Source organism: Klebsiella sp. PK01 (genome assembly GCF_057624675.1).
In genome coordinates this window covers 481,202-499,805 of record NZ_JBYEZM010000004.1, presented here as the reverse complement: position 1 = coordinate 499,805, position 18,604 = coordinate 481,202, and the positions used below count along the sequence as shown (strand labels likewise).

Below are 18,604 nucleotides of genomic sequence, written 5' to 3'. Positions count from 1 at the left end.
AAGCACTTATTTATACTTAATTTACATTCATGGCGTAACTGAGTTACAAAAAAGTTAAATTAATACTAATCATTAGTTAAATTGTGCCTTTAGCCATTTTTATACTTTTTTTACACCGCCCGCGGCGATTTTTGCGAAATCTTTGCGCCGAAATTCCTACCCTCTCGGTATATCAATAAGAGACACACCCGGAGGTGGAAAGTGACTACAGGCATCATTGCCGGCGTAACGCTGGTGTTCCTGCTGCTGGCGTATCTGGTCTATGCCCTGATACATGCGGAGGCGTTCTGATGGCCGCGCAAGGGTTCTTACTTATCGCCAGCTTCCTGCTGGTACTGCTGGTGCTGGCGCGGCCACTCGGTTCGCTGCTGGCGCGAATGATCAACGATGTTCCGCTTCCTGGACTTGCCGGCGTTGAGCGCGGTATCTGGCGGCTGGCGGGGATTCGCAGCCAGGAGATGGACTGGCGGCAGTACCTGATAGCCATTGTGCTGTTTAACGCTATTGGTCTCGCGGCGCTGATGGCGCTGCTGATGTGTCAGGGGTGGCTGCCGTTCAATCCGCAGCACTTCCCCAACCTGTCATGGGATTTAGCGTTGAATACCGCGGTAAGCTTCGTCAGCAACACTAACTGGCAGGCCTACGCCGGGGAAACCACCATGAGCTATCTCAGCCAGATGGCGGGCCTGGCGGTGCAAAACTTCCTGTCGGCCGCGACCGGTATTGCGGTGATCTTCGTACTGACCCGCGCCTGGGCGCGACAAAAAGTCAGCACCCTCGGCAACGCCTGGGTCGACCTGACCCGCATTACGCTGTGGCTGCTACTGCCTCTTTCTCTGCTGATCGCGCTGTTCTTTGTGCAACAGGGCGTGCCGCAGAACCTGCAGGCTTATCAGCCATTCACCAGCCTGGAAGGCGTTCGCCAGTGGCTGCCGATGGGGCCGGTCGCCTCGCAGGAAGCAATCAAAATGCTCGGTACCAACGGCGGCGGTTTCTTTAATGCCAACTCATCGCATCCGTTTGAGAACCCGACGGCGTTAACCAACCTGGTGCAGATGCTGGCGATCTTCCTGATCCCGGCGGCGCTGTGTTTTGCCTTTGGCGAAGCGGTCGGCGATCGCCGTCAGGGGCGCGCCATCCTGTGGGCGATGGCGCTGATTTTCGTGGTCTGCGTGGCGGTGGTGATGTGGGCGGAAACCCGCGGAAATCCGCATCTGCTCAGCCTTGGCGCCGACAGCAGCCTGAATATGGAAGGGAAAGAGAGCCGCTTTGGCATTCTCGCCAGCAGCCTGTTTGCGGTAGTCACTACTGCGGCCTCCTGCGGCGCGGTCAACGCGATGCATGATTCCTTCACCGCGCTGGGCGGCATGGTGCCGATGTGGCTGATGCAGATTGGCGAGGTGGTCTTCGGCGGCGTGGGCTCCGGGCTGTACGGCATGCTGCTGTTCGTCATGCTGGCGGTATTTATCGCCGGGCTGATGATTGGCCGCACGCCGGAATATCTCGGCAAGAAAATCGACGTGCGCGAAATGAAAATGATCGCGCTGGCGATTCTGGTGACCCCGACGCTGGTACTGCTCGGCACCGCGCTGGCGATGATGACCGAAGCCGGACGCAGCGCCATGCTGAATCCTGGGCCGCATGGCTTTAGCGAGGTGTTGTACGCGGTCACCTCGGCGGCCAACAACAACGGCAGCGCCTTCGGCGGCTTAAGCGCCGGCACGACCTTCTGGAACCTGCTGCTGGCGTTCTGCATGCTGGTGGGCCGCTTCGGGGTGATCGTCCCGGTGATGGCGATTGCCGGGTCGCTGGTGAATAAGAAAATTCAGCCCGCCAGCTCCGGGACGCTCGCCACCCACGATGCGCTGTTTATCGGCCTGCTGATCGGCACCGTCCTGCTGGTCGGCGCCCTGACCTTTATCCCCGCACTGGCGCTCGGCCCGGTGGCGGAACACTTCTCTTTACTTTAAGCGATGCGGAGCAGCCTGTTATGAGTCGCAAACAATTAGCCCTGCTGGAGCCGACGCTGGTGCGTCAGGCGCTGCTGGATGCGGTGAAAAAACTCAGCCCCTCGGTGCAGTGGCGTAACCCGGTAATGTTTATCGTCTGGATCGGCAGCGTGCTGACCACCCTGCTGGCGATCGCCATGGCCGGGGGGTATCTCGCGGGTCACGCCGGTTTTACCGCCGCCGTCAGCCTGTGGCTATGGTTTACCGTACTGTTCGCCAACTTCGCCGAAGCCATGGCCGAAGGACGTAGCAAAGCGCAGGCCAATAGCCTGAAAGGAGTGAAGAAAACCGCTTTCGCCCGTAAGCTGCGCGCGCCCCAGCACGATGCCCCGATGGATCACGTCCCGGCGGAAGAGTTACGCAAAGGCGATATCGTGCTGGTGGAAGCCGGCGACATTATCCCCTGCGACGGCGAAGTGATCGAAGGCGGCGCTTCGGTAGATGAAAGCGCCATCACCGGGGAATCCGCGCCGGTGATCCGCGAGTCCGGCGGCGATTTCGCCTCGGTAACTGGCGGTACCCGGATCCTTTCTGACTGGCTGGTGATCCGCTGCAGCGTCAACCCTGGTGAAACCTTCCTCGACCGGATGATCGCCATGGTTGAAGGCGCGCAGCGCCGTAAAACGCCGAACGAAATCGCGCTGACGATCCTGCTGATCGCCCTAACGCTGGTGTTCCTGCTGGCCACCGCCACCATCTGGCCCTTCTCGGCGTGGAGCGGTAATGCGGTTAGCGTTACCGTGCTGGTGGCGCTGCTGGTGTGCCTGATCCCAACCACCATCGGCGGCCTGCTTTCCGCTATCGGCGTCGCCGGGATGAGCAGAATGCTCGGCGCCAACGTTATCGCCACCAGCGGTCGCGCGGTGGAAGCCGCCGGCGATGTCGACGTACTGTTGCTGGATAAAACCGGCACCATCACCCTCGGCAACCGTCAGGCCTCGGCATTCCTGCCAGCGCGCGGCGTCGAAGAGCGCGTGCTGGCCGATGCCGCCCAGCTGTCGTCGCTGGCGGATGAAACGCCGGAAGGCCGCAGCATCGTGGTGCTGGCGAAACAGCGCTTTAATCTGCGCGAACGCGACCTGCAGTCGCTGCACGCCACATTTGTCCCCTTTACCGCCCAGACCCGTATGAGCGGTATCAACATCGACCAACGTATGATCCGCAAAGGGTCGGTAGACGCGATTCGCCGCCATATCGAAGCTAACGGCGGCCACTTCCCGGCCGATGTCGATAAGCAGGTAGAAGAGGTCGCCCGCCAGGGGGCCACGCCGCTAGTCGTCGCGGAAGGCGAGCGCGTACTGGGGATTATTTCGCTTAAAGATATCGTCAAAGGCGGCATTAAAGAGCGTTTCGCCCAGCTGCGCAAAATGGGCATTAAAACGGTGATGATCACCGGTGATAACCGCCTGACCGCCGCCGCCATCGCCGCCGAAGCGGGGGTTGATGATTTTCTGGCCGAAGCGACGCCGGAAGCCAAGCTGGCGCTGATTCGCCAGTATCAGTCGGAAGGACGGCTGGTGGCGATGACCGGCGACGGCACCAACGACGCCCCGGCGCTGGCGCAGGCTGATGTAGCGGTCGCGATGAACTCCGGCACCCAGGCGGCGAAAGAGGCGGGCAATATGGTGGATCTCGACTCAAACCCGACCAAGCTGATTGAAGTGGTGCATATCGGTAAACAGATGCTGATGACCCGTGGGTCGTTAACTACATTCAGTATCGCCAACGACGTCGCCAAGTATTTCGCGATTATTCCGGCCGCCTTCGCCGCCGCCTATCCGCAGCTGGCGATGCTGAACGTGATGCATCTGCACTCGCCCTCTTCGGCGATCATGAGCGCGGTTATTTTCAACGCCCTGATTATCGTCTGCCTGATCCCTTTAGCACTCAAGGGCGTGAGCTATCGTCCGCTGTCGGCATCGGCGATGCTGCGCCGCAACCTGTGGGTTTACGGCCTCGGCGGCCTGATTGTGCCTTTCGTTGGTATTAAAGCCATCGACCTGTTGCTGACCCTGACCGGTCTGGTGTGAGGAAACTACCATGTCATTGATTCGTCCGGCATTTGTGCTATTTATTCTGTTAACCCTGCTCACTGGCGGCCTGTATCCGTTGTTGACTACCGCCTTAGGGCAGTGGTGGTTCCCGCAGCAGGCTAACGGCTCGCTGATCCAAATCGACGGCGAGGTGCGCGGCTCCGCGCTGATCGGGCAGAACTTTACCGCAGCCGGTTATTTCCACGGCCGCCCTTCCGCGACGGCAGAGGTGGCGGATAATCCGCTGGCCTCTGGCGGCAGTAATCTGGCGGTCAGCAATCCGGCGCTGGATAAAGCGATTAGCGAACGGGTACAGGCGTTACGCGCCGCGAACCCGCAAGCGAACCCAACGGTGCCGGTCGAGCTGGTTACCGCATCGGCCAGCGGGCTGGATAACAACCTGACCCCTGCCGCGGCGCTGTGGCAGGTACCGCGCGTCGCTAAAGCGCGCAATCTCAGCGACGCGCAGGTGAAACAGCTAGTGGATCAGGCGACGCAAAAACCGTTGCTCAGTTTTCTCGGTCAACCTGTGGTAAATATACTGCAACTGAATATGGCGCTGGATGCCCTAAAGGATTAATCAATGAGTGACGAGCCGCTGCGTCCGGACCCCGACCGTCTGCTGCAACAAACCGCTGCGCCGCATCGCGGCAAGCTGAAGGTGTTTTTCGGCGCCTGCGCCGGGGTGGGCAAAACCTGGGCAATGCTGGCGGAAGCGCAGCGGCTGCGCGCTCAGGGGCTGGATATTCTGATCGGCGTGGCGGAAACCCACGGCCGCAAAGATACCGCCGCCATGCTGGAGGGGCTCAGCACCCTCCCGCAAAAACGCATTTCCCATCGCGGACGCTACGTCCATGAATTTGACCTTGATGCCGCGCTGGCCCGCCGTCCGGCGCTGATCCTGGTGGACGAACTGGCGCACAGCAACGCGCCGGGTTCGCGCCACCCGAAACGCTGGCAGGACGTCGAAGAACTGCTCGAAGCCGGTATCGACGTCTTCACCACCGTCAACGTCCAGCATCTTGAAAGTCTCAATGATGTGGTCAGCGGTATTACCGGCGTGCAGGTGCGCGAAACCGTCCCCGACCCCTTCTTTGACGCCGCTGATGATGTAGTTCTGGTGGATTTGCCGCCGGACGATCTGCGCCAGCGCCTGAATGAGGGCAAGGTGTACATTGGCGGCCAGGCCGAACGCGCCATCGAAAACTTCTTCCGCAAAGGTAATCTGATCGCCCTGCGCGAGCTGGCGCTGCGCCGTACCGCCGACCGGGTAGACGAACAAATGCGCGCCTGGCGCGACCGCCAGGGGCAGGAAAAAGTCTGGCACACCCGCGACGCCATTCTGCTGTGCATCGGCCACAACACCGGCAGCGAAAAACTGGTTCGCGCCGCCGCCCGGCTGGCGGCCAGGCTCGGCAGCGTCTGGCACGCGGTATACGTGGAAACCCCCTCGCTGCACCGTCTACCGGAGGCCAAACGGCGGGCGATCCTCGCGGCGCTGAAGCTGGCGCAAGAGTTAGGCGCCGAAACCGCCACCCTCTCCGATCCATCGGAAGAAAAAGCGGTACTGCATTACGCTCGCGAACATAACCTCGGCAAAATTGTGATTGGTCGCCAGGGGGAGCGACGCTGGTGGGAACGAGCCGGATTTGCCGACCGTCTGGCGCGCCGCGCCCCGGACCTCGATCTGGTGGTGATCGCGCTGGATGAAAAACCGGCTTCTCTGCCCGCCCGCGCGAACGACAACCGCACGGCGATCGATAAGTGGCGCCAGCAGTTGAAGGGCTGTCTGCTGGCCGTGGCGCTGTGCGCCATTATCACCGTGGTTGCCATGCAGTGGCTGATGGCCTTTGAGGCCGCCAACCTGGTGATGCTGTATCTACTGGGTGTGGTGATAATCGCTCTACTGTATGGCCGCTGGCCATCGGTGCTGGCGACCTTTATCAACGTCATTAGCTTCGATCTCTTTTTTGTCGCTCCGCGCGGTACGCTGGCGGTTTCCGACGTCCAGTATCTGCTGACGTTCGGCGTGATGCTGACCGTTGGTCTGGTGATCGGCAATCTGACCGCCGGGATGCGTTACCAGGCGCGGGTGGCGCGTTATCGCGAGCGACGTACCCGGCATCTGTATGAAATGTCGAAAGCGCTGGCGGTCGGACGCAGCCGCGAAGATATCGCCGCTACCAGCGAACGCTTTATTACTTCCACTTTTCAGGCCCGCAGCCAACTACTGCTGCCGGATGAGAACGGGCAGCTGCAGCCGATGACCCAGCAATCCGGCGTTTTCTCGTGGGATGATGCGATTGCCCGCTGGAGTTTTGATAAAGGCCAGCCAGCCGGGGCCGGCACCGACACTCTCCCCGGCGTACCGTATCAAATTCTGCCGCTACAAAGCGCCGCCCGCACCTGGGGGCTGCTGCTGGTCGAACCGGAAAATCTGCGTCAGCTGATGATCCCGGAACAACAGCGACTGCTGGAAACCTTTACCCTGCTGGTGGCCAGCGCCCTTGAGCGCCTGACCCTGACCGCCAGCGAAGAGCAGGCGCGCTTGACCAGCGAACGCGAAAGCCTGCGCAACTCACTGCTGGCCGCCCTCTCTCACGATCTGCGGACGCCGCTGACGGTCCTGTTCGGCCAGGCGGAGATCCTCACTCTCGATCTGGCCAGTGAAGGTTCGAAGCACGCGCCGCAGGCCAACGAAATTCGCCAGCACGTGCTCAACACCACCCGGCTGGTGAATAATCTACTGGATATGGCGCGTATCCAGTCCGGCGGTTTTAATCTGCACAAAGAGTGGTTAACCCTCGAAGAGGTTGTTGGCAGCGCCCTGCGTATGCTGGAGCCTGGGCTTGGCGGCCAGCGCATCCAGCTGACGCTGCCGGACCCGCTGCTGCTGGTCCACGTTGACGGCCCGCTGTTTGAACGGGTGCTGATTAATCTGCTGGAGAACGCGCATAAATACGCCGGCGCGCAGGCGCAGATTGGCATTCACGCCGAAGCGGATAGGCAGCAGTTAATCATTGAAGTCTGGGATAATGGTCCGGGGATCCCGGCAGGCCAGGAACAGGCTATCTTTGATAAATTCGCCCGTGGTAATAAAGAGTCTGCTATCCCCGGCGTCGGCCTGGGGCTGGCCATTTGCCAGGCCATTGTCGAGGTGCACGACGGTAGCATTACCGCCAGCAACCGTCCGGAGGGCGGCGCCTGTTTCCGTGTTACACTGCCGCGAGAAGCGCCCCCAGAACTGGAAGAGTTAACCGAGGAATTGTGATTAACGTTTTAATCATCGAAGACGAACACGCTATCCGCCGCTTTCTGCGCACCGCGCTGGAAGCTGACGGCATGCGCGTATTTGAAGCCGAAACCCTGCAGCGCGGGCTCATCGAAGCCGCCACCCGCAAACCGGATTTAGCGATCCTCGATCTTGGCCTGCCAGACGGGGATGGTAATGATTTTATCCGCGAAGTCCGCCAGTGGAGCCAAATGCCGATTATCGTGCTGTCGGCGCGCAGCGAAGAGCATGACAAAATCGCCGCCCTTGACGCCGGCGCCGATGACTACCTCAGTAAACCGTTCGGCATCGGTGAACTGCAGGCGCGGCTACGCGTCGCGCTGCGCCGTCACGGCAGCGCGCAGGCCGATGAGCCGGTGGTGCGTTTTGCCGATATTAGCGTCGATATCCCCGCCCGCCGTATCGTGCGCGGCAGTGAAGAAATTCACCTGACGCCCATCGAGTTTCGCCTGCTGGCGGCGCTGCTGAACAATCCGGGCAAAGTGCTCACCCAGCGCCAGCTTCTGAATCAGGTATGGGGGCCTAACGCCGTCGAACACAGTCACTATTTGCGGATTTATATGGGGCACTTACGGCAAAAGCTGGAGGTTGACCCGGCGCGGCCGCAGCATCTGCTGACCGAAACCGGGATTGGCTATCGCTTTATGCCCTGAAATTCGCCTCTGCAGTACCAGAGAGTGGCGATTTTCAGCCCTTCAGAGAGCAGCAGGAAGCCTGCCAGGATCGCTAAATTCCTGACGCCGGCGGCTTGAATCAGCCACAGACCCAGCGACAGCGAAGGCTGCATAAATACCAGCCTGAGCGGCGCCTGCCCCCAGGCCAACCACAGCGCATAGCGGCTCTGACGGAAAAATAGGATCATCGACAGCGGAATGCTGATAATCAGCAGAACATTCAGCGGGTACAGCCAGGCCGCCGCTGCGCCGTAAGTGTGCAGCAGCTGAAGATACGCCAGTAGATCGTCGTAGAAAGGAAGACGGCGGTGGGAAATATTCCACCATAAGAATTGCAGGACGAAAAAGAGATCCATCCACGCCCAGAACAAAAAAAGGGACTTCCGTTGTAATTTCATCGCATTCCTTGCGAAAAAAATCAGGCCCGCAGGGGGCCTGATGCTGATAGGACAATCAGGCGTTTTTCAGCACTTCGCTGACAATCTCTACCGCTTCTTTTTCAATTAGCTTGCGATGCTCTTCGCCAAGGAAGCTCTCGCAGTAGATTTTGTAGGCGTCCTCGGTGCCTGACGGACGGGCCGCAAACCAGCCGTTGTCGGTCATCACTTTCAGCCCGCCGATAGAAGCGCCGTTGCCCGGCGCCGCGGTCAGACGCGCGGTGATCGGATCGCCCGCCAGCGTATCGGCGCTCACCATTTCCGGCGAAAGCTTAGACAGCGCCGCTTTCTGCGCGGAAGTGGCGGAGGCCTGCAGACGGTTGTAGCTCGGGGCGCCAAAGCGTTCCGCCAGCTCGTTATAGTGCTCCTGCGGGTTCTTACCGGTGACCGCGGTGATTTCCGCCGCCAGCAGGCACATGATGATACCGTCTTTATCGGTGGACCACGGCGTGCCGTCGAAACGCAGGAACGATGCCCCGGCGCTCTCTTCACCACCGAAGCCGAAGCTGCCGTCGAACAGACCGTCAACAAACCACTTGAAGCCTACCGGCACTTCTACCAGCTTACGGCCCAGATCGTTAACCACGCGGTCAATCATCGCCGAAGAAACCAGCGTTTTACCAACCGCAACATCTTTGCCCCACTGTGGGCGATGCTGGAACAGGTAGTTGATAGCCACCGCCAGATAGTGGTTCGGGTTCATCAGCCCAGCCGGAGTCACGATACCGTGACGGTCGTAATCCGGATCGTTGGCGAAGGCCAGATCGAACTTATCGCGCAGCGCCAACAGACCCGCCATTGCACACTCGGAGGAGCAGTCCATACGGATCGCGCCATCTTTATCAAGGTGCATAAAGCGGAACGTCTGATCGACCTGATCGTTGACGATGGTCAGATCCAGCTTGTAGTGCTCGCCGATACGTTTCCAGTATTCGATACCCGAGCCGCCCAACGGATCGACGCCCAGTTTCAGGCCCGCTTTCTGGATAGCCGCCATATCGACGATATCCGCCAGCCCTTCAATAAACGGCTGCACCAGGTCCTGCTCTTTTACGTGGCCGGACGCCAGCGCGGCGTCGAGAGAGATACGCTTCACACCCTGCAGACCGGCGGCCAGCAGTTCATTAGCGCGGTTCTCCACCACTTTCGTCACGTTGGTATCAGCCGGGCCGCCATTTGGCGGGTTGTATTTGATACCGCCATCTTCCGGCGGGTTGTGCGATGGAGTGATCACAATACCATCCGCCAGCGGGCCGCCTTTTTTGTTATGCACCAGAATCGCGTTGGAGACCGCCGGCGTCGGAGTGAAACCGTTGTTTTCCTGAACGATCACATCAACACCGTTCGCCGCCAGCACTTCCAGCACGGAAATGAATGCCGGTTCGGATAAAGCGTGGGTATCCTTACCCACGTAGCACGGGCCGGTGATACCATTTTTCGCGCGGTTTTCCGCAATCGCCTGCGCAATCGCCAGAATATGCTGCTCATTGAAATTGTGGCGCCCTGCGCTACCGCGATGGCCGGAGGTGCCGAACTTAACCGCATGCTCCGCATTACCCGCTTCCGGCTTCAGCACATAGTACTGAGCGGTCAGCTGGGCGACGTTAATCAAATCACTCTGTTGTGCCGGCTGACCCGCACGTTTATCGATTGCCATTGCCTGATCCTTCTGGTGCAAAGTTTAATTAACTAGATCGTGCCGCAAACCTTTTCAATCAGCTCCGCAGGGAACTGCATTGATTGCATGATGTGTTCGATCATGCTGCATTTACGGCCGGTATTAGTATTGGTGATAACCCACCACGGCGTACCAGGAACCTGTTTCGGTTTGGTCTGATTACCGCTTTTCAGCAGCGTCCGTGAATCTTCGGCGAAGTATACGCGGGTGCGCCCGTGCAGAGATTCAGTGGCTTCTGAAAAAGCCTTACTGTCTAACGAGTAAAGCGTAGTCAATACCAGCATGAAGCGGTTAACCGCGCGCTTTTGTTCAGCGTATTCGTCAGATAACAGCAGTTCGCGCATGGCGCGGACTTTATCTTTAACCGGGTTGGCCGGCTTCGCTTCGACGACTGGCGCCGCCGCAGGAGCAGCCGCCGGCGCGGCTTTCGCCGCAGGCGCGCCAGATGCAGGCTGAGAAACGGCGGTAAATTTCAGCATGCGCCGTAAAATGTCGGATGCGCTCTCGCCGATATGCAGAGTGTGGCTGGCAATATAGCGGTAGAGCTCATCATCAACTTCGATTGTTTTCATCTTAATCCAGTGCGATTTCTTTGTTTCTGAATACAAGTCGTCGGGATTAACTATCCTTTGTCTTTCACACTACTGCGCAAAAGGCATCAGATAGAGGACAAATCCCAACCGCGAATAGCGTCAAACCAGGATGGCGGTAAAACTCAGAATGCTTCCGGGTCTTGCAGCCTAATGGCAGAATGTCCAACATAATACCCTAACCCGACGGAGCGAAAAAAAGAACTTTGCCATGAAATTAAATAGCCGAGCGCAATCTGCACAAAACCCGCACAATAAATCCCCAATCGTCCTGGTACACGGCCTGTTCGGCAGCCTGGACAACCTTGGGATCCTCGCCCGCGATCTGGTCGCCGACTACGATATATTGCAGGTCGATATGCGCAACCACGGCTTATCGCCGCGTTCGCCGGAGATGACCTACCGCGCGATGGCGCAGGATCTGTTGGATACTCTTGACGATCATCAGATAGAGAAAGCGACCTTTATCGGCCATTCAATGGGCGGCAAAGCGGTGATGGCGCTGACCGCGCTGGCGCCGGATCGCATCGCCGGGCTGGTGGCGATTGATATTGCGCCGGTGGCTTATCACGTCCGCCGTCATGATGAGATCTTCGCGGCGATTAACGCCGTCAGCGAATCCGCCGCCAGCACCCGCCAGCAGGCGGCGCAGGTGATGCGCGAGCATATAAATGAAGAAGGCGTCATTCAGTTTCTGCTGAAATCCTTTGTCGACGGCGCGTGGCGCTTCAACGTGCCGGCGCTGTGGGATCAATACCCGCATATTGTCGGCTGGGAAACGGTGCCAGCCTGGCCGCACCCGGCGCAATTTATTCCCGGCGGCAACTCCCCTTATGTTACCGATGAATACCGCGACGCGCTGCTGGCGCAATTCCCGCAGGCCCGCGCTCACGTCATTGCCGGCGCCGGACACTGGGTGCATGCGGAAAAACCCGAGGCGGTTTTACGCGCAATTCGCCGTTATCTGAGCACAATTGAAGCCTGAGTGGCTAAAAAACGCCCGACCGCGCGGCATAATGCCCGCGGTCGTTGGCGCGGCGGTTCGCCTGATGTATTATGGCGCGCTATCTGCGCCGGCTATAGCCCGGCAGCTTGTTTCCCCGAAGTCACTCTGAATCATGGCAAAAGAACAAACGGACCGAACGACATTAGATTTGTTCGCAAATGAGCGTCGCCCGGGTAGACCGAAAACCAATCCGCTTTCGCGCGATGAACAACTGCGCATCAACAAACGCAATCAGCTCAAACGCGATAAAGTTCGCGGCTTGAAGCGCGTTGAGTTGAAGCTCAACGCCGATGCGGTCGACGCGCTTAATGAGCTGGCGGAAGCCCGCAACATGAGCCGCAGCGATCTTATCGAAGAGATGCTGATGCACCAACTGGCCTGCCTGCGTAACCAGGGCGAAGTCTGAAAAACGCAAAAAAATCGCTTTCATGTAGCAGAGTGTGCACCAGGACGTTATTGCTGTTTCCGCGCCCTTCCCTGTTCTGCTATGATTGCCGTTAACTGTAGGCATAATGCCACTACCACATCATTAAGTTTCAAGAGGTTATTTTACTCATGGCAATCATCGGCATCTTTTTTGGCAGCGACACCGGCAACACCGAAAATATTGCAAAAATGATCCAAAAGCAGCTCGGTAAAGACGTTGCTGAAGTTCACGACATTGCCAAGAGCAGCAAAGAAGATCTGGAAAGCCACGATATTCTGCTGCTCGGCATCCCAACCTGGTACTACGGCGAAGCGCAGTGCGACTGGGACGACTTCTTCCCGACGCTGGAAGAGATCGACTTCAACGGTAAGCTGGTAGCCGTGTTTGGCTGCGGCGACCAGGAAGATTACGCAGAATACTTCTGCGATGCGCTGGGCACCATTCGTGACATCATTGAACCGCGCGGCGCAACCATCGTTGGCCACTGGCCGACCGCGGGCTACCACTTTGAAGCTTCTAAAGGCCTGGCAGACGACGATCACTTCGTAGGTCTGGCGATTGATGAAGACCGTCAGCCGGAACTGACCAACGAGCGCGTTGAGAAGTGGGTGAAGCAGATTTCCGAAGAGCTGCATCTGGAAGAAATCAAAAACGCCTAAGAATCAAACAGCGCAGCTATTAAGCTGCGCTGAATTAATAGATAAAAGCAATCAAACTAATAGCTACAAGTTTTTAACTTTTCATCACATATCTGTACAATGTCCTCTGATTCCACGAGGTCACGTGACACAGTTTGTAGCTGGTAATTCGTTTTTGACAGCTTACAAGGCGCGATGGTTGCAGTTTTCATTTCAGAGTTGCAGCTCTATAATGAGACGCATTACATCGGGTGATTCTCTGTATTGCTTCCCTTTGAAGGAAGCCGATCTTTAGCAACAGGACAGATTCCGCATGACTGACAACAATATCGCATTAAAGAAGGCTGGCCTGAAAGTCACACTTCCCCGACTGAAAATTCTGGAAGTGTTGCAGGAACCGGATAACCATCACGTCAGTGCGGAAGATTTATATAAACGCCTGATCGATATGGGTGAAGAGATTGGTCTGGCTACCGTTTACCGCGTGCTGAACCAGTTCGACGATGCAGGCATCGTGACTCGTCACAACTTCGAAGGCGGTAAATCCGTATTCGAGCTGACTCAGCAGCACCACCACGATCACCTGATTTGCCTCGATTGCGGCAAAGTGATCGAGTTCAGCGATGATTCTATCGAATCCCGCCAACGTGAAATTGCTGCGCAACACGGCATCCGCTTAACCAACCACAGCCTGTACCTGTACGGCCACTGTGCGGAAGGCGACTGCCGCGAAGATGAACATGCCCACGATGCGGTGAATAAATAATTTCCCGTCTCGTTTGTCGTAAAAAGCCAACCTCAAGGTTGGCTTTTTTATGGGCGAAATCCGCCGGCATGCGTATTCTGTCAGAGCATAACGCCTTGTACGGAGAGTCAATATGGAGCTGCGCCAGCTACGCTATTTTGTCCGCATTGTGGAAACCGGCAGTATGGGCCGCGCCGCGCTCGATCTGAATATTGGCGTCTCTGCGCTCAGCCAGCAAATGGCGCGTCTGGAAAATGAACTCGCTATCCGCCTGCTGCAACGGACTTCGCGCGGCGTAATGCCCACCAGCGCCGGCCTCGCCTTTTACTCGCAGGCGCAACTGGCGCTGCGCCATGCTGACGATGCAATTCTCGCCGCGCGTGAAGCGCGCCTTTCCGGTCACGTCAGCGTCGGTATGGCGCCGAGCACCGCTTCTGTACTGGGCGTACCTTTTATCAACGCCATGCGCGAAAGCTACGCCGACGTCCGCCTGCACCTGGTGGAGAGCCTCTCCGGCAATCTGGAACGGATGATCAACACCCGCCAGCTCGATTTAGCCATCGTTTTCCAGAAAGAGAAGATCCTGCGCTGGAGCGCCCGACCCATTCTTGAGGAACGTCTGTTCCTGATTGGCGCCCATGACGTGCTGGCGCCGCTGCCCGGCGATAGCATCTCCCCGAACCAACTGGCCGCCATCCCGCTGATTATGCCAAGCCAGGGGCATGGCCTGCGCGGCAGGCTGGACGCTATTTGCCAGGAGCACGCCATCAACGTTGACGTGGTGGCTGAAATCGATGGCCTGGCCCTGCTGATGCGCGCCGTTCGTGACGGGCTCGGCGCCACGCTGCAGCCGGGCGCGGCGATTTCTCATCTCGACAGCCAGGCGCTAAGAGTGATCGGCGTCGATAATCCGGTACTTAGCCGACCGAATTTTCTGGTCAGTCTTTCCGATGACGAACTCACCCCGGCAGGCCTTGCGGCACGGGTAATGCTGGCAAAAGTCATGCGCCAGCTAGTTGAATCCGGCAACTGGCCGGGCGCCAGCCTTTACACACACTAAACCCCCCTTTAGCTTCACGCCATAGCGCCTGCCGCCCCCTGCACCTTACATTTCCATTACAAATTTAACAATTAGTCAAAGCGTAATGGAGCCGATAATGGTGGATGTACTGGTGATTGGCGGCGGCAACGCCGCGTTATGCGCCGCCTTAACCGCCCGGGAAGCAGGCGCATCCGTACTGCTGCTGGAAGCCGCGCCGCGGGAATGGCGGGGCGGTAACTCTCAGCACACGCGTAATCTGCGTTGTATGCACGATGCGCCGCAGGATGTCTTAGTCGACAGCTATCCGGAAGAAGAATACTGGCAGGATCTGCTGCGCGTTACCGACGGCAATACCAACGAAGCGCTGGCCCGTCTGGTGATCCGCACCTCGTCGCACTGTCGGGACTGGATGCGCCGCCATGGCGTTAACTTTCAACCGCCGTTATCCGGCGCCCTGCACGTCGCCCGCACTAACGCCTTTTTTATGGGCGGCGGCAAAGCCCTGGTCAATGCCTATTACCGCAGCGCCGAACAGATGGGCGTACAGATCCGCTATAACACCCCGGTACAGGCGCTTGAATTACGTGATGGCGAATTCGTCGCCGCGCTGGCAGGCACTGAGCGGATCGCCGCTAAAACCTGCGTGCTCGCCGCCGGCGGTTTTGAATCTAACCGCGAGTGGCTGCGCGAAGCCTGGGGGCAAAATGAGCGCGGCGAATGGCCTGCAGACAACTTTCTCATCCGCGGCACCCGTTTTAATCAGGGAGTGCTGCTCAAATTTATGATCGATGCCGGGGCCGATATCATCGGCGATCCTTCACAGTCGCACTGCGTCGCCATTGACGCCCGGGCGCCGCTCTATGACGGCGGCATCTGTACCCGCGTCGACTGCGTGTCGCTGGGGGTGGTGGTGAACCGCGATGCCGAGCGCTTTTATGATGAAGGGGAAGATTTCTGGCCCAAACGTTACGCCATCTGGGGCCGTCTGGTCGCCCACCAGCCGGGGCAAATCGGCTATTCGATCATCGACAGCAAAGCCGTTGGACAATTTATGCCGCCGGTATTTCCGGGCGCCCAGGCCAATACCATCGCAGAACTGGCGCGCCAATTGGGGCTGGACGGCGAACGTTTGTCACAGACCATCGCCAGCTACAATGCCGCCTGTACGCCAGGCCAGTTCGACCATACCCGTCTTGATAACTGCACCACCTCCGGCCTGACGCCGCCGAAGACCCACTGGGCGCGGCCTATCGATACGCCGCCTTATTATGGTTATGCCCTGCGTCCAGGGATCACCTTCACCTACCTCGGGCTGTACGTCAATCAACACGCCGCCGTCCACTTTGCCGGTAAGCCGAGCCGCAACCTGTTTGTCGCCGGCGAAATGATGGCCGGCAACGTACTGGGCAAAGGCTATACCGCCGGCGTAGGCATGTCGATTGGCACCACATTCGGCCGCATTGCCGGTCAGCAAGCCGCCCTGGCGGCACAGCAGGAGAAACATCATGAAGTCGCTTGAAAAGCTGATCATCGAGGCGCAAATCATCACCGAGCCGGAAGCGGAAGTCGAACGGGTGATGCAGGTCTGTAACGCCTGCCGCTATTGCGAAGGCTTTTGCGCCGTATTTCCGGCCATGACCCAGCGTCTGGAATTTGGCAAGGCGGATATTAACTATCTGGCGAACCTGTGCCACAACTGCGGCGCCTGCCTGCACGCCTGCCAGTATGCCCCGCCGCACGAGTTTGCGATTAATGTTCCCAAAGCGATGGCGGAAGTGCGGCTGGAAACCTATCAACATTACGCCCGGCCCGCCGCTTTCGGCAGTTTATATCGCCGTGCGGGGATCGCCATGGTGCTGGCGCTGGTCGCGGGTCTTGTCCTGTTTCTGCTGTTGGCGATGGGGCTCAAAGGCTCTCTGTTGCACCCGCCGCTGGCCGGTGATTTCTACCAGATTTTCCCGCATAACCTGCTGGCGTGGATGTTCGGTTCGGTTTTCATTGCGGCCATCGGTTTACTGATGAGCGGGGTGATTCGTTTCTGGCGCGAGATCTCGCCGGGCCAACCGCAGGCTGGCGATATCGCCAGGGCCTCACATGATGCGCTGACGTTGAAATATCTCGACGGCGGACACGGTAAAGGCTGTAACGAGGCCGATGACGCCTTCACCCTGATGCGCCGCCGTTTTCACCACTTCACTTTCTACGGTTTCATGCTCTGTTTCGCCGCCACGGTTGTGGCCACGGGCTATCACTATCTCGCCGGTTGGGAGGCGCCCTACCCGTTCTTTAGCGTACCGGTACTGCTGGGCACGCTCGGCGGCATCGGGCTGCTGGTAGGCCCTGCGGGTTTGCTATGGCTGAATCTGCGCCGCTCGCCGCTGCACGGCGACGCGCGGCAAAAACCGATGGATCGCGCTTTTATCCTGCTGTTGCTACTGACCAGTTTTACCGGGCTCGCGCTACTGGCGGGCCGGGACACCTCGTGGATGGGCATTCTGCTCGCTATCCATCTCGGGGTGGTGATGGCGCTGTTTTTAACGCTGCCTTACGGAAAATTTGCCCACGGATTTTATCGCTGTGCGGCGTTACTCAAGTGGGCGATTGAGAAGCGGCGCGGAAAACAGGCGGCAGTCGCAGGCGACTAACCCGCTCCCTCTTACCTCTATAACAACAAGATAAAGACAATGGAGAGCAAACCCTATGACCCAACCAACCTCGCGCGCCGGTACCTTCGGCGCAATTCTCCGCGTAACCAGCGGTAATTTTCTCGAGCAATTCGACTTCTTTCTGTTTGGTTTCTACGCCACCTATATCGCCAGAACCTTCTTTCCGGCAGAGAGCGAGTTCGCGGCGTTGATGCTCACCTTTGCCGTGTTTGGCTCCGGCTTCCTGATGCGCCCCATCGGCGCGGTGGTATTAGGGGCTTATATTGACAGGATCGGTCGCCGCAAAGGGCTGATGGTCACCCTGGCGATTATGGGCTGCGGCACGTTACTGATTGCGCTGGTGCCGGGCTACCAAACCATCGGCGTGCTGGCGCCGGTGCTGGTCTTAATTGGCCGTTTGCTGCAAGGGTTCTCGGCCGGGGTCGAGCTCGGCGGTGTGTCGGTCTACCTGTCGGAAATCGCCAAACCGGGGAAAAAAGGGTTCTATACCAGTTGGCAGTCCGCCAGCCAACAGGTGGCCATCGTCATGGCGGCGCTGATTGGCTACGCGCTGAACGAAACGCTGGGTCACGACGAGATTGCAGAATGGGGCTGGCGCATCCCCTTCTTTATCGGCTGCCTGATTATCCCGCTGATTTTCGTACTCCGGCGTTCGCTGCAGGAGACCGAAGCGTTTCTGCAGCGTAAGCATCGTCCCGATACGAAAGAGATACTGACCACTATTGTTAAAAACTGGCGCATCATCAGCGCGGGCACTTTACTGGTGGCGATGACCACCACCACCTTTTATTTTATTACCGTCTATACCCCAACCTACGGCAGAGCGGTACTGCATCTGAGCGCGCGCGAAAGCTTGCTGGTCACGATGCTGGTCGGTATTTCTAACTTTATCTGGTTACCGATTGGCGGGGCGCTCTCAGACAAGATAGGCCGCCGCCCGGTGCTGATGGGAATTACCATCCTGGCGCTGTTGACCACCTGGCCGGTGATGCAATGGCTCACCGCCGCGCCGGATTTCACCCGCATGACGCTGGTGCTGCTGTGGTTCTCGTTCTTTTTCGGTATGTATAACGGCGCGATGGTGGCGGCGCTAACGGAAGTGATGCCCGTTTACGTCCGCACCGTGGGCTTTTCGCTGGCATTTAGCCTCGCCACCGCTATCTTTGGCGGGCTGACGCCGGCTATTTCCACCGCGCTGGTCGAAATCACCGGTGATAAAAGCGCGCCGGGCTGGTGGCTGATGTGCGCGGCGCTATGCGGATTCGCCGCCACCGCCATGCTGTTCATGCGTCTAAGCCGCGGCTATCAGTCGGCGGAAATACCGCGTTAAAATAGCCACGGGCGGAGTGTGCGCTCCGCCCGTTTTC

Annotated in this window: 17 protein-coding genes; 14 read left to right on the top strand and 3 right to left on the bottom strand. The window is 58.4% G+C overall.

The features are described 5' to 3' along the window. The first annotated feature begins 201 nt into the window (after positions 1 to 201). From kdpF to kdpE, 6 genes are read left to right on the top strand one after another with little or no spacing between them, the layout of a single operon-like run. Positions 202 to 291 (top strand): K(+)-transporting ATPase subunit F, encoded by a 90-nt coding sequence (gene kdpF / locus AC22LX_RS15575; protein WP_020079348.1) that lies wholly within the window; start codon positions 202 to 204, stop codon positions 289 to 291. Continuing rightward, positions 291 to 1,970 (top strand): potassium-transporting ATPase subunit KdpA, encoded by a 1,680-nt coding sequence (gene kdpA, locus AC22LX_RS15570; RefSeq protein ID WP_045393021.1) that lies wholly within the window; start codon positions 291 to 293, stop codon positions 1,968 to 1,970. The genes kdpF and kdpA overlap by 1 nt, the downstream gene beginning before the upstream one ends. A 20-nt stretch (positions 1,971 to 1,990) precedes the next feature. After that, positions 1,991 to 4,039, top strand: coding sequence for a potassium-transporting ATPase subunit KdpB (kdpB, locus tag AC22LX_RS15565; protein WP_063447457.1), 2,049 nt, complete (start codon positions 1,991 to 1,993; stop codon positions 4,037 to 4,039). A gap of 10 nt (positions 4,040 to 4,049) precedes the next feature. Further along, a complete protein-coding gene (gene kdpC / locus AC22LX_RS15560; RefSeq protein WP_045393015.1) occupies positions 4,050 to 4,622 on the top strand; it encodes a potassium-transporting ATPase subunit KdpC in 573 nt (190 codons plus the stop codon). Between the two features lie 3 nt (positions 4,623 to 4,625). Then, positions 4,626 to 7,313 (top strand): two-component system sensor histidine kinase KdpD, encoded by a 2,688-nt coding sequence (gene kdpD, locus AC22LX_RS15555; protein WP_063447456.1) that lies wholly within the window; start codon positions 4,626 to 4,628, stop codon positions 7,311 to 7,313. Beyond that, positions 7,310 to 7,987 carry a two-component system response regulator KdpE gene (gene kdpE / locus AC22LX_RS15550; RefSeq protein ID WP_047049246.1) on the top strand — a complete coding sequence of 226 codons (678 nt, stop codon included), beginning with the start codon at positions 7,310 to 7,312 and terminating at the stop codon, positions 7,985 to 7,987. The genes kdpD and kdpE overlap by 4 nt, the downstream gene beginning before the upstream one ends. On the opposite strand, the gene AC22LX_RS15545 is transcribed toward kdpE, so the two are convergent. Genes AC22LX_RS15545 through seqA form a run of 3 tightly spaced genes read right to left on the bottom strand, consistent with a single transcriptional unit; the run spans position 7,969 to position 10,695 of the window. Further along, positions 7,969 to 8,406, bottom strand: a complete 438-nt coding sequence (locus AC22LX_RS15545; RefSeq protein WP_045393008.1) for a hypothetical protein — start codon at positions 8,404 to 8,406, stop codon at positions 7,969 to 7,971. The genes kdpE and AC22LX_RS15545 overlap by 19 nt on opposite strands. A 55-nt stretch (positions 8,407 to 8,461) precedes the next feature. Further along, a complete protein-coding gene (gene pgm / locus AC22LX_RS15540; RefSeq protein ID WP_015367693.1) occupies positions 8,462 to 10,102 on the bottom strand; it encodes a phosphoglucomutase (alpha-D-glucose-1,6-bisphosphate-dependent) in 1,641 nt (546 codons plus the stop codon). A 32-nt stretch (positions 10,103 to 10,134) separates the two neighbouring features. Then, entirely contained in the window at positions 10,135 to 10,695 is a 561-nt protein-coding gene (gene seqA, locus AC22LX_RS15535; protein ID WP_045393006.1) for a replication initiation negative regulator SeqA, read from the bottom strand. A 229-nt stretch (positions 10,696 to 10,924) separates the two neighbouring features. Between seqA and ybfF the strand changes: the two genes are divergently transcribed. From ybfF to tcuC, 8 genes are all read left to right on the top strand, one after another. Further along, on the top strand, positions 10,925 to 11,698 hold the full coding sequence (ybfF, locus tag AC22LX_RS15530; RefSeq protein WP_045393004.1) for an esterase: 774 nt from the start codon (positions 10,925 to 10,927) through the stop codon (positions 11,696 to 11,698). A 133-nt stretch (positions 11,699 to 11,831) separates the two neighbouring features. Then, the gene (ybfE, locus tag AC22LX_RS15525) at positions 11,832 to 12,125 is read left to right on the top strand and encodes a LexA regulated protein (RefSeq protein WP_015367696.1); all 294 of its coding nucleotides are present in this window, start codon (positions 11,832 to 11,834) and stop codon (positions 12,123 to 12,125) included. A gap of 149 nt (positions 12,126 to 12,274) precedes the next feature. Beyond that, positions 12,275 to 12,805, top strand: coding sequence for a flavodoxin FldA (gene fldA, locus AC22LX_RS15520; RefSeq protein WP_015367697.1), 531 nt, complete (start codon positions 12,275 to 12,277; stop codon positions 12,803 to 12,805). A 292-nt stretch (positions 12,806 to 13,097) separates the two neighbouring features. After that, positions 13,098 to 13,550 carry a ferric iron uptake transcriptional regulator gene (fur, locus tag AC22LX_RS15515; RefSeq protein WP_015367698.1) on the top strand — a complete coding sequence of 151 codons (453 nt, stop codon included), beginning with the start codon at positions 13,098 to 13,100 and terminating at the stop codon, positions 13,548 to 13,550. Between the two features lie 112 nt (positions 13,551 to 13,662). Then, entirely contained in the window at positions 13,663 to 14,589 is a 927-nt protein-coding gene (gene tcuR / locus AC22LX_RS15510; RefSeq protein WP_045393001.1) for a tricarballylate utilization LysR family transcriptional regulator TcuR, read from the top strand. Positions 14,590 to 14,686: 97 nt separating this feature from the next. After that, positions 14,687 to 16,090: an FAD-dependent tricarballylate dehydrogenase TcuA gene (gene tcuA, locus AC22LX_RS15505; RefSeq protein ID WP_045392998.1), complete on the top strand. Its 1,404-nt coding sequence runs from the start codon at positions 14,687 to 14,689 to the stop codon at positions 16,088 to 16,090. Further along, positions 16,077 to 17,216 (top strand): tricarballylate utilization 4Fe-4S protein TcuB, encoded by a 1,140-nt coding sequence (tcuB, locus tag AC22LX_RS15500; protein WP_487334077.1) that lies wholly within the window; start codon positions 16,077 to 16,079, stop codon positions 17,214 to 17,216. Before tcuA ends, tcuB begins: the two co-directional genes overlap by 14 nt. 55 nt (positions 17,217 to 17,271) lie before the next feature. Beyond that, on the top strand, positions 17,272 to 18,567 hold the full coding sequence (gene tcuC, locus AC22LX_RS15495; RefSeq protein WP_045392992.1) for an MFS transporter: 1,296 nt from the start codon (positions 17,272 to 17,274) through the stop codon (positions 18,565 to 18,567). The last annotated feature ends 37 nt before the right edge of the window (positions 18,568 to 18,604 follow it).

What these genes read in the sequence shown, in the direction of transcription:
- kdpA (WP_045393021.1), top strand. Translation starts at nt 291, where the DNA reads ATGGCCGCGCAAGGGTTCTTACTTATCGCCAGCTTCCTGCTGGTACTG.
- kdpB (WP_063447457.1), top strand. Translation starts at nt 1,991, where the DNA reads ATGAGTCGCAAACAATTAGCCCTGCTGGAGCCGACGCTGGTGCGTCAG.
- kdpC (WP_045393015.1), top strand. Translation starts at nt 4,050, where the DNA reads ATGTCATTGATTCGTCCGGCATTTGTGCTATTTATTCTGTTAACCCTG.
- kdpD (WP_063447456.1), top strand. Translation starts at nt 4,626, where the DNA reads ATGAGTGACGAGCCGCTGCGTCCGGACCCCGACCGTCTGCTGCAACAA.
- AC22LX_RS15545 (WP_045393008.1), bottom strand. Translation starts at nt 8,406, where the DNA reads ATGAAATTACAACGGAAGTCCCTTTTTTTGTTCTGGGCGTGGATGGAT.
- pgm (WP_015367693.1), bottom strand. Translation starts at nt 10,102, where the DNA reads ATGGCAATCGATAAACGTGCGGGTCAGCCGGCACAACAGAGTGATTTG.
- seqA (WP_045393006.1), bottom strand. Translation starts at nt 10,695, where the DNA reads ATGAAAACAATCGAAGTTGATGATGAGCTCTACCGCTATATTGCCAGC.
- ybfF (WP_045393004.1), top strand. Translation starts at nt 10,925, where the DNA reads ATGAAATTAAATAGCCGAGCGCAATCTGCACAAAACCCGCACAATAAA.
- ybfE (WP_015367696.1), top strand. Translation starts at nt 11,832, where the DNA reads ATGGCAAAAGAACAAACGGACCGAACGACATTAGATTTGTTCGCAAAT.
- fldA (WP_015367697.1), top strand. Translation starts at nt 12,275, where the DNA reads ATGGCAATCATCGGCATCTTTTTTGGCAGCGACACCGGCAACACCGAA.
- fur (WP_015367698.1), top strand. Translation starts at nt 13,098, where the DNA reads ATGACTGACAACAATATCGCATTAAAGAAGGCTGGCCTGAAAGTCACA.
- tcuR (WP_045393001.1), top strand. Translation starts at nt 13,663, where the DNA reads ATGGAGCTGCGCCAGCTACGCTATTTTGTCCGCATTGTGGAAACCGGC.
- tcuA (WP_045392998.1), top strand. Translation starts at nt 14,687, where the DNA reads ATGGTGGATGTACTGGTGATTGGCGGCGGCAACGCCGCGTTATGCGCC.
- tcuB (WP_487334077.1), top strand. Translation starts at nt 16,077, where the DNA reads ATGAAGTCGCTTGAAAAGCTGATCATCGAGGCGCAAATCATCACCGAG.
- tcuC (WP_045392992.1), top strand. Translation starts at nt 17,272, where the DNA reads ATGACCCAACCAACCTCGCGCGCCGGTACCTTCGGCGCAATTCTCCGC.